This is a genomic window from Bradyrhizobium sp. LTSP857 (genome assembly GCF_000938285.1).
Classification (GTDB): Bacteria; Pseudomonadota; Alphaproteobacteria; order Rhizobiales; family Xanthobacteraceae; genus Bradyrhizobium.
In genome coordinates this window covers 41,029-53,946 of sequence record NZ_JYMS01000019.1, presented here as the reverse complement: position 1 = coordinate 53,946, position 12,918 = coordinate 41,029, and the positions used below count along the sequence as shown (strand labels likewise).

At 62.9% G+C, this 12,918-nt stretch carries 12 protein-coding genes; 8 read left to right on the top strand and 4 right to left on the bottom strand.

All coding sequences use genetic code 11. The features are described from left to right. From UP06_RS10015 to UP06_RS10000, 4 genes are all read left to right on the top strand, one after another. A complete protein-coding gene (locus UP06_RS10015) occupies positions 1-1,314 on the top strand; it encodes a tetratricopeptide repeat protein (protein ID WP_045002386.1) in 1,314 nt (437 codons plus the stop codon). Between the two features lie 201 nt (positions 1,315-1,515). Continuing rightward, positions 1,516-2,091 carry a hypothetical protein gene (locus UP06_RS10010; protein WP_045002385.1) on the top strand — a complete coding sequence of 192 codons (576 nt, stop codon included), beginning with the start codon at positions 1,516-1,518 and terminating at the stop codon, positions 2,089-2,091. 196 nt (positions 2,092-2,287) lie between these two features. Next, positions 2,288-2,863 carry a cysteine hydrolase family protein gene (locus UP06_RS10005; protein ID WP_045002384.1) on the top strand — a complete coding sequence of 192 codons (576 nt, stop codon included), beginning with the start codon at positions 2,288-2,290 and terminating at the stop codon, positions 2,861-2,863. A 110-nt stretch (positions 2,864-2,973) separates the two neighbouring features. Next, positions 2,974-3,255 carry a hypothetical protein gene (locus UP06_RS10000; RefSeq protein ID WP_045002383.1) on the top strand — a complete coding sequence of 94 codons (282 nt, stop codon included), beginning with the start codon at positions 2,974-2,976 and terminating at the stop codon, positions 3,253-3,255. 48 nt (positions 3,256-3,303) lie between these two features. Here UP06_RS10000 and UP06_RS09995 read toward each other — a convergent pair whose 3' ends face one another. From UP06_RS09995 to UP06_RS09980, 4 genes are all read right to left on the bottom strand, one after another. Then, positions 3,304-4,566, bottom strand: a complete 1,263-nt coding sequence (locus UP06_RS09995) for a flavin monoamine oxidase family protein (protein ID WP_045002382.1) — start codon at positions 4,564-4,566, stop codon at positions 3,304-3,306. Positions 4,567-4,574: 8 nt separating this feature from the next. Then, complete coding sequence (locus UP06_RS09990) at positions 4,575-5,279, bottom strand: RibD family protein (protein WP_045002381.1); 705 nt, start codon at positions 5,277-5,279, stop codon at positions 4,575-4,577. Between the two features lie 35 nt (positions 5,280-5,314). Continuing rightward, positions 5,315-5,992 carry an FABP family protein gene (locus tag UP06_RS09985; RefSeq protein ID WP_045002380.1) on the bottom strand — a complete coding sequence of 226 codons (678 nt, stop codon included), beginning with the start codon at positions 5,990-5,992 and terminating at the stop codon, positions 5,315-5,317. A 163-nt stretch (positions 5,993-6,155) separates the two neighbouring features. Then, positions 6,156-6,866, bottom strand: coding sequence for a hypothetical protein (locus UP06_RS09980; protein ID WP_245305447.1), 711 nt, complete (start codon positions 6,864-6,866; stop codon positions 6,156-6,158). Positions 6,867-6,975: 109 nt separating this feature from the next. On the opposite strand from UP06_RS09980, the gene UP06_RS09975 reads away from it, so the two are divergent. From UP06_RS09975 to UP06_RS41985, 4 genes are all read left to right on the top strand, one after another. Then, positions 6,976-8,181, top strand: a complete 1,206-nt coding sequence (locus tag UP06_RS09975) for a LuxR C-terminal-related transcriptional regulator (RefSeq protein ID WP_245305446.1) — start codon at positions 6,976-6,978, stop codon at positions 8,179-8,181. A gap of 429 nt (positions 8,182-8,610) precedes the next feature. Continuing rightward, positions 8,611-9,204, top strand: a complete 594-nt coding sequence (locus UP06_RS09970) for a DUF6088 family protein (RefSeq protein WP_045002601.1) — start codon at positions 8,611-8,613, stop codon at positions 9,202-9,204. Beyond that, positions 9,197-10,252, top strand: a complete 1,056-nt coding sequence (locus UP06_RS09965) for a nucleotidyl transferase AbiEii/AbiGii toxin family protein (protein WP_045002378.1) — start codon at positions 9,197-9,199, stop codon at positions 10,250-10,252. Before UP06_RS09970 ends, UP06_RS09965 begins: the two co-directional genes overlap by 8 nt. A 156-nt stretch (positions 10,253-10,408) precedes the next feature. Next, the gene (locus UP06_RS41985) at positions 10,409-12,841 is read left to right on the top strand and encodes a TOTE conflict system archaeo-eukaryotic primase domain-containing protein (RefSeq protein WP_045002377.1); all 2,433 of its coding nucleotides are present in this window, start codon (positions 10,409-10,411) and stop codon (positions 12,839-12,841) included. Positions 12,842-12,918: the final 77 nt, after the last annotated feature.

Genomic DNA, 12,918 nt, shown 5'->3' with positions numbered 1-12,918 from the left:
ATGGCGATTGAAGACCGCTGCGGACTGCCGCTCTCTACCAACTCGCCCGAGGCGGCATCTGCCTATCGCGAGGGCGTCGACCTCATCCTCGCGGGCTGGACTGGCGCTGCGGAGGCGCTGGAGCGTGCCACCGCGGCCGATCCGGATTTCGCGCTGGCCCATATCGCACGGGCGCGGCTGCATTCGTTCTATCAGCAGGGCGATCTCGCGCGCGCCAAGGCGGCGGTGGCGCGCGAACTTGTGGCGAAGCGCGGCGATGAACGCGAGCGCTCGCATGTCGAGACGCTGGCGCTCGCGATCGAGGGACGGCTGCCCGAGGCACTGTCAGCGACACTGAAACACATCGATACCTGGCCGCGCGATACGATCGTACTCTCGCTGCCGCTCGGCGCGTTCGGCCTGTACGCCTTCTCCGGCATGGCCGATCACGACCAGGCGCGGCAGGATCTGTGCGAGCGTGTCGCAAAGCATTACGGCGAGGACTGGTGGTTCCTCACGCTGTACGGCTGGGCGATGACCGAGAACGGTGACGTCGCGCGCGGCCGCGCCGTCACCGAGCGCGGCTTCGGCCTGCGGCGGCAGAACGCCCATGCCGCGCACGCGGTACTGCATGCGATGTTCGAGGACGGCTCGATCGACGAGGCCGACCGTCTCATCGACGACTGGATCCCCTCCTACGGCCGCGCCGGGATTCTGCACGGCCATATCCTCTGGCACCAGGCGCTCGGCGCGCTCGAACATGGCGATGCGGCGCGGGCGCTCGCGATCTACGCCGACGTGCTCCAGCCTTCCGCCACGCAGGCGCCGCCGCTCAACGTCATCACCGACGGCGCCTCGCTGCTGTGGCGGCTGTCGGCTTACGGCCATGCCGTACCGAAGCCGCTCTGGCTTGAGGCCGATGCCACCGCGCAAAAGCTGTTCCCGAAATCGAGCCTGCCTTTTGCGGACGTCCACATGGCGCTGTTTGCCGCTGCGACGCAAAATCGCGAGGCGCTCGCCGCGCGCCTGGCGGTGATCGAGCAGCGGCTCACTGAGGGCAAGCTGTCGGCCGGCCCCGTGGTGCCGGCGATCTGCCACGCGCTGGCGGCCTTTGCGGACGAGGATTATGCCGCTTGCGTGCGGGAGTTGGCGCCGGTCCTCACTGACGTCGTGCGCATCGGCGGCAGCCATGCCCAGCGCGAGTTGATCGAGGACACCTTCCTTGTCGCGCTGATGCGCGGCGGCGAGCTGCCGCGCGCCCGCGCCCTGCTCGACGCCCGCCTGCACCGCCGCCCGTCCATGCGCGATACCCGCTGGCAGGCGGCGATGGGCTAGCTCTGCCACGAAAAAAACACCGGCCTGGCGGCAAGTGCCTGCCGGGACGGGATGGGCGATTTGAGCAAATCGCCGATGGGTGGCGCAGTGGTATTCCAGACGGGTTTGGCAGCACAAACGGGATCGCAACCAATTTGCGGTTCGATGGTTATTGGACGGAACTTTCCCGCTTCCGTGGTCCCCTGGCATACGAGCCTCGCGATGCGCCTCTGCCGACCGGTCCTCGCCGCAACCCTCGTCGCCTTCGTAAGCCCTTGTTTTGCCGAGTCTTCCACCGCGCTTCCGGTCAACAACCCGCCGACGCAGAATTCCTTCGTCGACCTGCTGGCGCTGATGTCGGGCCATTGCAAGACTCTGAAGGTCGCCGGGCGCCCATTTGCCTGCAAGACCGTGGCCTACGCCCATGACGACAAGGGCCGGGTCAATTTCGCCGTCGCCGTCGACGACCCCAGCGACGAGAACCACGTGGTGTCGTTCTCCGGCGAGAACGGCAAGCGGGCCGACGACAATTCCTACGAGCTGCCGATCGACCGCATGCTGCTCAACTCCAAGGACCGGCCGAAGGTCGACGGCCTGCCGGTGCCGGCGGAGCAGACCTCCACCGGCACTTGCCGCCAGACCGGCAATTTCGCCGCCAAGAAGGTGAACGACGTCACCTGCTCCGCGACCGACAGCGAAGGCCGCAAATACGAGCTGCTGTTCGTCTCCGACGGTGCGCCGGTGAGCGTGCGCCGGATCAGGCAGTCAGCGCCGTCGATCCAGGATCCGTTCAAGTAGGCGATTGATCGCAGATTTGTAGCCTGGATGGAGCGAAGCGCAATCCGGGACAGCCGCGAGTCGGATGCAGCGGTCCCGGATTACGCTTCGCTCCATCCGGGCTACGGGACCCGTCCCGAAACGAGGGAAATTCGGCGTTGCCCGACTGGCCGGCGCCTCGCATACTCGGCTCGCCATAAGCCGGAATCCGTTCTCCATGTCCCACCCTCTCCCCGCTCTCATCGTCGTCGACGTCCAGCGCGCGTTCGACGAATGGGAGGCGGCAGGCAAGCGGCGCAACAATCCGGACGCGGTGGCGCGCATCGCCGATCTGTTGAAGGTATTCAGGGCGAGCGGTGCACCGATCTTCCACATCCGCCATGAGGGCACCAAGCCGAACTCGACGTTCCGCCCCGAAAACTCCGGCTACGCCGTCAAGGACGAAGCGCGCGAACAGGACGGCGAGCCCGTGATCGTGAAGCGCGTCAACAGCGCCTTCATCGGCACCGACCTCGAAAGGCGCTTGCGCGCAGGCGACATCTCAACGCTTGTCATCTGCGGGGCCACCACCAATCATTGCGTCGAGACGACGACGCGGATGGCCGGCAATCTCGGCTTCGACGCCCGCCTCGTGCGCGACGCGACATGGACGTTCGACCGCGTCGGGCCCGATGGCGATACGCATTCGGCCGAGGCGATCCACGCCATGACGCTGTCGAATCTCAACGGCGAATTCGCCCGCATTGTGACCACGCATGACGTGATCGCCTCGCTCGCAGCACTGCGACAATAAACCTCAACGCGCTTGAGCCATTTGCGTCTGCGTCGTTTCGACGCCCGCCATAGTCGGAACGCGGCGAACGCACATCTGTTGTCACTCGACTTATCAACTGGAGTGATGACATGAAGTATCTCTTTGTCGCGATGGCGATCGGCGCTGCGGCGCTGGCCGGCGGATCCGCGGCACACGCGGCCGGCAGCGGAAAGGCCAAGCCGAACGCGCAGACCCAATCGACCGACATCAGCGCGCAACACCGGCATCATCAGGGCCACCGCCAGCATCATCATTGGCGCCCTCATCACGGCCACTATCGTCCGTACTACCGGAGCTACGGCTATTATCCGCGGCCGCATCACGGCTATCATGGCGGCCGACCCTACGGCTACGGCGGCCATCGCTGGTAGTCGGGTTGTCGTTGATGAACGGAAGGCCCGCGAGCACGCGGGCCTTTTTCATGCGCGCAAGATCAATCCAGCCGTCTCCAGGCCGCTCGCGAGCGCGGCCTCGACCGTGCCCATGTCGCGGCCGCGATAGAGCGCTTCGCCGGAGAACAGCACCGGGCCATCGGCGCGCGCCAAAATCGTCTGCGCCTCGCGTGTCTGCGGCGTCGCCCAGGAATAGGCGCCGCGCGCAAAGGGATCGTGCGCCCAGTTGGTCGCCACGGCCGCCACGACATCGCGTGCGAGATCGTTGCGCGGCAAGCCGAACACGGCTGCAAGCGAGTCAATCCCGGCGTCGATCAGAGCGTGCGGATCGAGGCCGTCCAGCTCCGCCGTCCGCGGGCCGCCAAACCAGCCGGTCAGCACGGGATCATCGGACGGACGCTGCGTCCACCACACCGGGATTATCTCATCCGACAGCAGGAAGGTGAGATCCTCCGTCCGGTCAAGCCACCATGGCTTCGTAAAACGCAGCAGGATCTTGATGACATTGCCGAAGCCGATATCGGAAGCGAGCGCCGCCTTCTCCCGCGCAAGCTTCGGCAGCCCGATCTCAGGCAATAGCGGCAGCGGCACGGTGAGGATCACGCTGTCGCACGAGAGCGCCTCGCCACCATCGCAGCGGACGGTAACAGTGCCGCTGCTCTCCTCGATCGCCGACACCACACAACCGAGGCGAATCACAACGCCATGCTCGCGGCACTCCGCGACCAGAAATTCGATCAGCCCGCCATAGCCGCCGATGATGCGCCCCTGCGTGTGGAGCCCGCCATCCATCCATTCCTCGCGCAAGGCCAGCGTCGAAGCGCGCTCGGGTTCGGCGGCGTCGTAGCCCTCGACCATTCGCTCGATGGAATGCCGCATCCGCGCGTACGCGTCGCCCGCGAAATGGCGGCGCAGGAACTCGGCGACGGTGAGGTCGTCCTTCAAATCCCTCAGGGCGGCACTAAGTTCTGCTTCATGCGGTTCATGACGGCTTTCGCGCGAGAGCTCTGTGCCGTCAAAGCTCCATTGCGAGCCTGCGATGGCCTGCATCGACAGCCCCGCCTCGCGCAGCAGGCCGCGCGTGACCGGCGCTTCGCCATGAACGAACTCGGCGCCGCCATCGGCGGGATAGCCGAACTGCGGGGCCGGCAACGGCTGGATGCGCCCGCCGCATCGGTCGCGCGCCTCGAGGATCGAGACTCGTTTCCCGGCGCGCGCAAGCTCGCGGGCTGCCATCAGGCCGGCGGCGCCGGCGCCGACAATGACGATGTGCTCTGACTTGCCCGACATGCCGCTGCTTACGTGCCCACAGCGTCGTTCTGGATCAGATAGCGCAGCAGCAAGACACCGCCGCCGAGCTGCCGCGTGCTCTCCAGCGTCATCGCGGTCAGCGGCGCGCGCTGGTCGCTGTCGGCGTCCGTCGAGTCGAACACGAAGGGAGCGCCTCGGGCGCCATCCACCGCGGGACTGAGGATCAGATTGAATTCGTCGATGAGGCCGGCGCGCAGGAACGCGCCATTGGCGACGCCGCCGCCCTCCACCAGCAGGCGCTTCACGCCGAGCTCGCGATTGAGGATGTCGAGCGCAAGCGCCAGGTTGATTTCCGATTGGCCGGCGAAGATATAGGACACGCCCTCGCCGCGCAGGCCGGCAAGATGCGAATCCGGCACGCTCTCGGTCAGCACCACGACGATCGGATCGCCGCCGATGTCGGATCGACCCCAGCCGATCTTGCCGTGCGCGTCGAGCACGACGCCGTAGGTCTTGGCATCGCGCCGCGCGAACCAGTTTTCGCGTGGAAGTTTTTCGCTCGACGTTGCGGGATAGGCCTTGCCCTTGGCGAACTCCGAGCCGGTGACGCGGCCGATCACCCAGGCATCGCCGCCGAGCTCGTCGTGGATCTTCTCGAACCAATCGGCGCCCGCGCCCTTCGGACGCCAGCGGCTGGGATGCGTGCGGCCGTCCAGGCTGGAGTGCATCAGACAGATGACGTAGGGCTTCATGCAAATTCTCCGGGGCAAATTCTCCGGGGCAGGTCTCAGGCCGCCGGCCCGTTACCCTTGTTACGATCGTCCTTGGCGCGATCGTTCACGATCACCGCGAGCGGATTGAGCTTTGGCGGCGCGACGAGCTTGAGCGTGTTGCTGTCGTGATGATTGAACGGGGCGCCTCTCACGAAAAGCTCGGTCTGGATCAGATAGCTCCAGCTGCCATCATCATTGAAGGTGATGTCGCAGCGATAAGTGTCGGTGCGGAAGGCTTGTTCCAGAAAATCGGTCGAGCAGATGCCGTAAGTCGTGTCGCCACGCTTCGCTGTGACAGAAATTTTCTTGTCATCCGGCTTGGCCTTGCCCGACGCCAGCAGCACCTGCCCGCGCGGGATCGCCAGCGTCTGCATGATCAGCCCGGTCGCGGGCTCCCAAAGCCAGTAGCCGACCTGGTCGTGGAAAGTGATGTCCTCCTCGGGCGTGTTGATGTGAATGTGATAACGCAGCCCATAAAGTAGCTGCGGCCCGTTGGCCTGCGGATCGATCGGGTCCATCCGGATATGCTCGATGAACACCCGCCGCTCCGGCCCCTCGGCCTTCGGATTGATGTCGATGCCCTTGTCCGCCTGCCAGACGCCGGCAAGACGGCGGAGCGGGCCGAGATTGGCAAGGCCGTCCGGCGAGACGTCCTCGGGCTCGGTGAAGATGTCGGCGGGAATGGGAAGCATGGCGGCCTCGTGGGGTTACTGAGGCCAGCCATATCACGAAGACCATTCCCCCGCATGAGCGAAGCGACATGCGGGATGGGCGCTGACCGCAACACCCGGATGTCGCCTTCGCTGATCCGGGCTTCGCTGGCTACGCGCGCCACACCAACAAGGCGGCCCTAAGTCAACGCCATCCCGCGGCCAACGCCACGCTGCTGCAATACGCCATGGTTTCGCCGGATCGCCAGCCGGTGACCCGCCCGGCCTCCTTGCACTCGTCGTAGCTTTTGTAATTGCCGACGTTGCGGCACGTGGCCGAGTACACGCCGCCCGTCGCGTTGCAGCCGACCCAGGGCTGATTGGCCGTCTTGAAACTCGATTGGCAACCGCCGACGCAGCTGCCGGTTTCGCGTTCGAGCTTGGCGAGCTTCACGGTATCCGACATCGGCGCGGTCGCCGTCGAAATAGATGGCGACGTGCGGGAGCCTGTGCTGCGGGCTGCCAAATGATGCGCCGGCCTGGGAGGCCTCACCACTTGCTTCGGCGCATCGACCGTAACGCCGGGAAGGGTATCGGCACCGGCCAAGGGTGTCGGTTGAGACATTGCCGTGCCGTTCAGGCAGCACAACATCAGTGCAATCGACGGGAGTGCGACAGCGGGACGCGCAACGAAGCGAAAAGACAACGTCATGGCCATGTCCTTCCAGATGCGGGGACGGTCAATTCCATCCCGGAGTCGAATTCTATCACGCGTCGATTGAAGCTGCATCGTCGAATCATGCAACTCATTGCAGCTCTGCCGCTGCGCCAATGGCGGCGCGTCTGCCGCAGTTTTAATCAGCCCCCGGGTCGACCGAAAGTCGGATTTCCAGCAAAGGCGCGAACGGCTCGCCATGCGCGAAATCATCGCAGCCGCCCAAGACATCGTGTTCGGCGTTCCCGTTTGCGCTGCGGAATCGAGATGCTAAAGACCAAGGCTGCCAGGCGGCGACACCCACCATCGGATGGTGCTGCTGCCACGGCGACGTTCAAGTGAAGCGAGTGACTACCAAGCGAGCAAATTCGGAATGCAGCAGGCTTCGGTCGAGAAGTTCTCAGATCTCATTGGCGCCATTTACGATTGTGTGATTACGCCTGAACGCTGGACCGCGGTTTTGGATGAGATTTGCGCCGAGTTCGGCTTTGCCACCGGCGCGCTCTCGGTAACCAGCCTCACAAACATGAGCGCCCGCGTAAATGCGGTCTCCAGGAGCGACCTGGCCCAGATGGCTCACAACGGGATCGCGTATGGGCCTGACATCATCGAACTCTGGGGCGGCGTCGAGCGCATTCAGCAATACCCGCTCGGAGAACCGATCGTTCAATCCCAGGCCGTCCGGCAGGACATCATTTCCAACAATCGCTATTATCGCGAGTGGGCGATGCCCAAGGGCTTGTTCGACGCCGTCGCCGTCGGCCTCGTTCGCGACAGGATGATGGTTGGAAACGCGATATTCAGTCAGCATCAGTCGGCCGGCCCGATCGGCGATGCGCAGCTCGACGGATTGCGCATTCTGGCACCTCACATCCGCCGCGCCGTGACGATCAGCAATCTGTTCGACATGAAGACGGTGGAAGCCGCGACATTCGCAGCGACCGTGGAGGCGCTGACGGTCGGAGTCGTTCTGACGGACGAGGATTCCAAGATCGTTCACGCCAACGCCGCAGCCACAGCCATGCTCGGAGCCGGTGATCCCATTGTGGATCGACAGGGCCGGATCGCCGTTCAATCCGCGGCGACCACCAGCACATTGCAATCGGCCATCGCACAGGCCGCGAAGGACGAGGCAACGCTCGGCCAAAAAGGCATCGGCATCCCGATCCCCAGCGTCAGCGGTGACCCTCTCGTCATCCACGTTCTGCCGTTGCGACGCAGCCACATGCGATCCGGTCTGAACCAGAGAGCCGCCGCCGCATTGTTCGTGGCGTCAGCCTCCGGGCCGCCGCGCTTGCCTCACGATGCGCTCATCCAGTTGTATGATCTGACGCCGGCCGAGATTCGTATCTTCGAGTTGATTTGCGACGGCGAGACGCGAGACGCGATCTCGTCGTTGCTCGGCGTTTCCCTCAGCACCGTGAAGAGCCACCTGTTTCATGTGTTCGAGAAGACGGGCTGTCGGCGCCAGGTCGATCTGGTGAGGCTGGCGAAGTCGCTGACGTTTCCGGTGTAAGTCGAGGACGGCCACGGTGCACTCAGTTCGGCGATTTTGCGGTCGATCAAGGTGACCTATTGGTTCGAGCGTGCATCGCGTGCGCTGTCACCGCAGTGACAAAACCCGGATGTCGCTACGCCCGCTCCGGCCATCGCTGTCTCGCGCAATTTTCTGGAAGAGGCCGCCGGGTGGCTGGAATGGCGCACCATTCAAAGTCGTATTGCGAACTTATATCATTGAAATATCGCTGTAATTTCTACTCCCAACTTGAGTGACCCTACGAGTCCCTTGGTAGATTTATTGAAGGTCTGCTCACCGGCAATGGTTTATTGCGCCATCGCGAAGTGAGCAGGCACCGCAGAATGTGATCGGCTCTTGTATGTCAGAAAAATATATAGTATTTTCTGACATATGAAACGCCCGCTCGCATCGGTCTCCGCCCGGATCATGAATCGTGCCCGCGCGGGCGGCCGCGGAGGCGTATTTACCCCCAACGACTTCCTGGACGTAGCCGGACGCGCCGCGGTCGATCAGGCGCTCTCCCGTCTGGTTAAGGGCAGCCAGCTGCGCCGCTTGACGCGTGGCCTGTACGATTTCCCCAAGGTACACCCGAAGCTCGGCGCGCTGTCGCCCACTCCCGACGACGTTGCGCAGGCGCTCGCCCGCGAGACCGGTTCGCGGGTGCAAATCGCCGGAGCCCGTGCGGTGAATGCCCTTGGCTTGTCCACCCAAGTTCCGGCCCAGAGCATCTATCTGACCGATGGTCCATCCCGGCGTGTCGTGCTGGGCAGGCGGGTCGTCGACCTGCGCCATGCTTCGCCCAAGCACCTGATCGCTCCGGGCAGCCCGGCTGGGACCGTTGTTCAGGCATTGCGGCATCTAGGTCCTGCACGAGCCACTGATGTCGTTCATGTCGCCGCTCGCCAATTGTCCGCCCGCGATAAGAAGACGCTCGCCACGAGTGTCTTCCAGGCGCCCGCGTGGATGCGGCCGACGCTGGTATCCATCGCAAACGCCATCTCCGGTGCAGTTGATGGATAAGGTCGCCCTGCTCGACGAGCCCGATCGCTCGGCCTTATTCGGCGAGACAGGTGCAGCACGCGGTGTTGCCAACACCATCATCGAGAAAGACTTTTGGGTCTGCTGGACCCTGAAACGTCTCTTCGAGCTGCAGAAGGAGGATACGCCAACCCTGATCTTCAAGGGCGGGACGTCCCTATCCAAGGCGTTTGGCGTGATCCGCCGCTTCTCCGAGGACATCGACCTGTCCTTTGACCGCGCTGGTCTCGGTTATACCGGCGAGCGAAATCCGGAAAGGGAAGGGATCAGCAAGAAGCAGGCAAGCAGGCTCATCGAGGAGCTCGTCAGCGACGTCGAAAAGCACATCGCAGAGAAACTGATGCCGGCCCTCCAGTCGGCGATACTTCAGCATCTTGGCGGGCCGACGCAGGGCGAGTGGTCACTGGAGATCGATGCGAATGATCCGCAGACAGTGAACTTTCACTACCCGACAGCGCTGTCCGAGGAGGAGTACGAAGGCATGGCCTACATCACTCCGCGGGTGAAGCTGGAGTTCGGTGCGCGTGGTGACCCGTGGCCGAGCGAGGAGAAGATCATCCGTCCCTATGCAGCGGATGAATACCCGGACTTCTTCGAGGACCCGGATTGCACCGTGACTGTACTATCCGCGCGGCGCACGTTTTGGGAGAAGGCTACGGCCCTACACGCAGAAGCCCACCGACCGAACGACTTGCCAACGCCGCAACATTTCTCACGGCACTACTACGACATCGCCATGCTCATCGACACCGAATACGGGAAGGCGGCAGCAGCCGACTTCAAGCTTCTCGAGCAGGTCGCTAAGCACAAGGCCGTATTTTTTCGCTCAGCCTGGGCGAACTATGACACGGCGAGGCCGGGGACGTTGCGGCTGATGCCGTCTGAGGCGCGCCTGAGGGATTTGCGCGCAGACTATCGCGACATGGCGCCGATGATGTTTGAAGATAAGCCATTGTCGTTCGACGATATCATCGCTCGCGTCCAAGAGCTGCAAGACACCATCAACGCGTCGCCATGGAGCGCTCCATGATGTCGCGTGCAGTTATGGACGAGCTGAAATTCTGCGTCGCAGAGTTCGAGCGCTTCACCCCTGAAGGCATTCGACTATAATCTCGATCTCGTGTCAGGAGACAGGAAGCGGAAATGCTCCGCTTATTTGCCCTAGAAATTGTACAGGGTAGCCACCGTGGACAGAGATGCGATCGAACAGGAACTCGTACGCATTCGGCAGCGTGTCACTGACCTCAAAGCCGAGCAAGCGGGTCTTGAAGCGAGGCTAGCCTCGCTGGAACAACTCTCGGCGATTGACCAGGTCGGGCGGCGTTCGTCCTTCGAGGGCGCGCCGGTCACCAATAATTCGCCAGCTTCCGACAAAATTACCCTGTTTCGTCGTCTATTCGCCGGTCGACCAGATATTGTTCCTGTGCGGTGGGAAAACCGCAAGACGGGTCGCGCGGGATATTCGCCGGCTTGCTCGAACGAATGGGCAAGGGGCATTTGCGGCAAGCCAAAGGTCAAATGCGGAGAATGCCCCCATCAGGCATTCATTCCTCCGTCGGACGAGATCATCGAAAGGCACCTTCGCGGCGGCGATGCGCGATCCAGTGATTTTATTGCCGGAGTGTACCCCTTGCTTTCCGATGAGACGTGCTGGTTCCTTGCCGCCGATTTTGACAAAGAGGCGTGGGCCGAGGATGCCAGAGCATTCTTGGAAACGTGCCGCGACAAGGGCATCGCTGCCGCTCTCGAACGATCTCGGTCGGGAAATGGTGGTCATGTCTGGGTATTCTTCTGCGAGCCGATCTCGGCGCGGACCGCGCGCCAGATGGGAGCAGCACTGATCACTGAGACTATGGAGAGGCGCCCAGAGATCGGCTTCTCCTCTTGCGATCGATTCTTTCCCAACCAGGATACGATGCCGCTCGGCGGCTTCGGGAACCTGATCGCGTTGCCGTTGCAGAGACGAGCACGCGAAGTTGGCAACAGCGTCTTCGTCGACGAAGACCTAAATCCCTACGAAGATCAGTGGGCTTTTCTATCAACGCTCCCTCGAAATTCGGCAGACGCAGTTTTCGGGATCGTCGACGAGGCGGAGCGTTCGGGCCGCATCCTCGGCGTCCGGATGCCTGTAGAAGACGAGTTTGCCGACGAGCCATGGAAAATGCTCCCATCGCGCCGCACCGGGCCAGCGCAGATCGAGGCCCCCCTTCCGAAGACGATGAACATCGTGATTGCCGATCAGATTTACCTCGAAAAAGCAGAGCTTCCCCCAGCATTGGTCGCGCAGTTCGTCCGGCTGGCGGCATTCCAGAACCCGGAGTTCTATCGGGCTCAGGCCATGCGCTTGCCGACATTCGGGAGGCCCCGCGTCGTCTCGTGCGCCGAGTTTCATCCCCGGCACGTGGCTTTGCCGCGCGGCTGTCTCGACGAGATGACCGCGCTCGCCCGGAACCATGGGATCGAGTTGGTCCTGGAAGATCGTCGCGAACTCGGTCAGCCGCTGCCGACGCGACTATCGTTCCGCGGAGAACTGCTGCCGCCCCAACAGAGAGCCTTCGCGGATCTCGCTCTCCATGATCATGGTGTCCTCGCGGCCACGACAGCATTCGGCAAGACGGTCGTCGCCGCCGCGCTAATCGCACAGCGTGAGCGGAATACCCTTGTGCTGGTCCATCGCCGCGAGCTTCTCGATCAGTGGATGGAGCGTCTGCGCTCTTTTCTGGACATCGACTCGAAGCAAATCGGGATGATCGGTGCCGGTAAGCGCAAGCCGACCGGCGTCATCGATGTGGCGATCATCCAGAGTTTGGTCAGGAACGGCGAAGTGGACGATGTCGTTGCCGCATATGGACATCTGGTCGTCGATGAGTGCCATCACCTGTCCGCCGCTAGCTTCGAATTGGTTGCCAGGCGTACCAAGGCCCGCTTCGTTCTCGGGCTGTCCGCCACGGTTGCTCGGAAGGACGGGCATCATCCAATCATCTTCATGCAGTGCGGTCCGGTCCGGCACAAGGTCGACGCGCGAACCCAAGCGTCTGAGCGCGGCATCCGCCATCGGGTTCGCGACCGGACGACGAGGTTCGAGTTACCCCTGTCTCTGTCGTCGATGGAAAGACCTCCGATGCCGGAGGTCTACGCCGCCCTCGCTGCGGACGATGAACGCAATGATCTCATCTTCGACGATGTTCTAGAAGCTCTCGAAAAAAAGCGATCGCCCATCGTTTTGACCGAACGGAAGGACCATCTCCTCTATCTGGAGAAACGCTTTTCCTCCTTCGTCAAGAATATCGCGGTCTTGCGCGGAGGACTATCGGCGGCTGAGCGAAAAAGCGCCGACGTGGCATTAGGCGTTCCCGAAGAGGAAGAACGCCTCATCCTGGCGACTGGCCGCTACATCGGAGAAGGCTTCGATGATGCACGGCTCGATACGCTGTTCCTGACGATGCCTATCTCCTGGAAGGGGACGTTGGCCCAGTATGTGGGACGGCTTCACCGACGATATGCTGGCAACGCCGACGTTCTCGTCGTCGACTACGTGGATTCGGCAGTACCGGTTCTGGCTCGGATGGCTGCTAGGCGGCGGGCCGGATACCGCACGCTCGGCTACACGATCGATTAGCGATCCATTGAGGTCGATCGACGGACGCCGACCAGCCAGCACTCCACCGCGCGTTTCTCATTAAACCGGCGAGCATA

Coding starts and splice junctions, on each gene's coding strand:
- UP06_RS10015 (WP_045002386.1), top strand. CDS start 1: ATGGCGATTGAAGACCGCTGCGGACTGCCGCTCTCTACCAACTCGCCC.
- UP06_RS10010 (WP_045002385.1), top strand. CDS start 1,516: ATGCGCCTCTGCCGACCGGTCCTCGCCGCAACCCTCGTCGCCTTCGTA.
- UP06_RS10005 (WP_045002384.1), top strand. CDS start 2,288: ATGTCCCACCCTCTCCCCGCTCTCATCGTCGTCGACGTCCAGCGCGCG.
- UP06_RS10000 (WP_045002383.1), top strand. CDS start 2,974: ATGAAGTATCTCTTTGTCGCGATGGCGATCGGCGCTGCGGCGCTGGCC.
- UP06_RS09995 (WP_045002382.1), bottom strand. CDS start 4,566: ATGTCGGGCAAGTCAGAGCACATCGTCATTGTCGGCGCCGGCGCCGCC.
- UP06_RS09990 (WP_045002381.1), bottom strand. CDS start 5,279: ATGAAGCCCTACGTCATCTGTCTGATGCACTCCAGCCTGGACGGCCGC.
- UP06_RS09985 (WP_045002380.1), bottom strand. CDS start 5,992: ATGCTTCCCATTCCCGCCGACATCTTCACCGAGCCCGAGGACGTCTCG.
- UP06_RS09980 (WP_245305447.1), bottom strand. CDS start 6,866: ATGGCGAGCCGTTCGCGCCTTTGCTGGAAATCCGACTTTCGGTCGACC.
- UP06_RS09975 (WP_245305446.1), top strand. CDS start 6,976: ATGGTGCTGCTGCCACGGCGACGTTCAAGTGAAGCGAGTGACTACCAA.
- UP06_RS09970 (WP_045002601.1), top strand. CDS start 8,611: ATGAATCGTGCCCGCGCGGGCGGCCGCGGAGGCGTATTTACCCCCAAC.
- UP06_RS09965 (WP_045002378.1), top strand. CDS start 9,197: ATGGATAAGGTCGCCCTGCTCGACGAGCCCGATCGCTCGGCCTTATTC.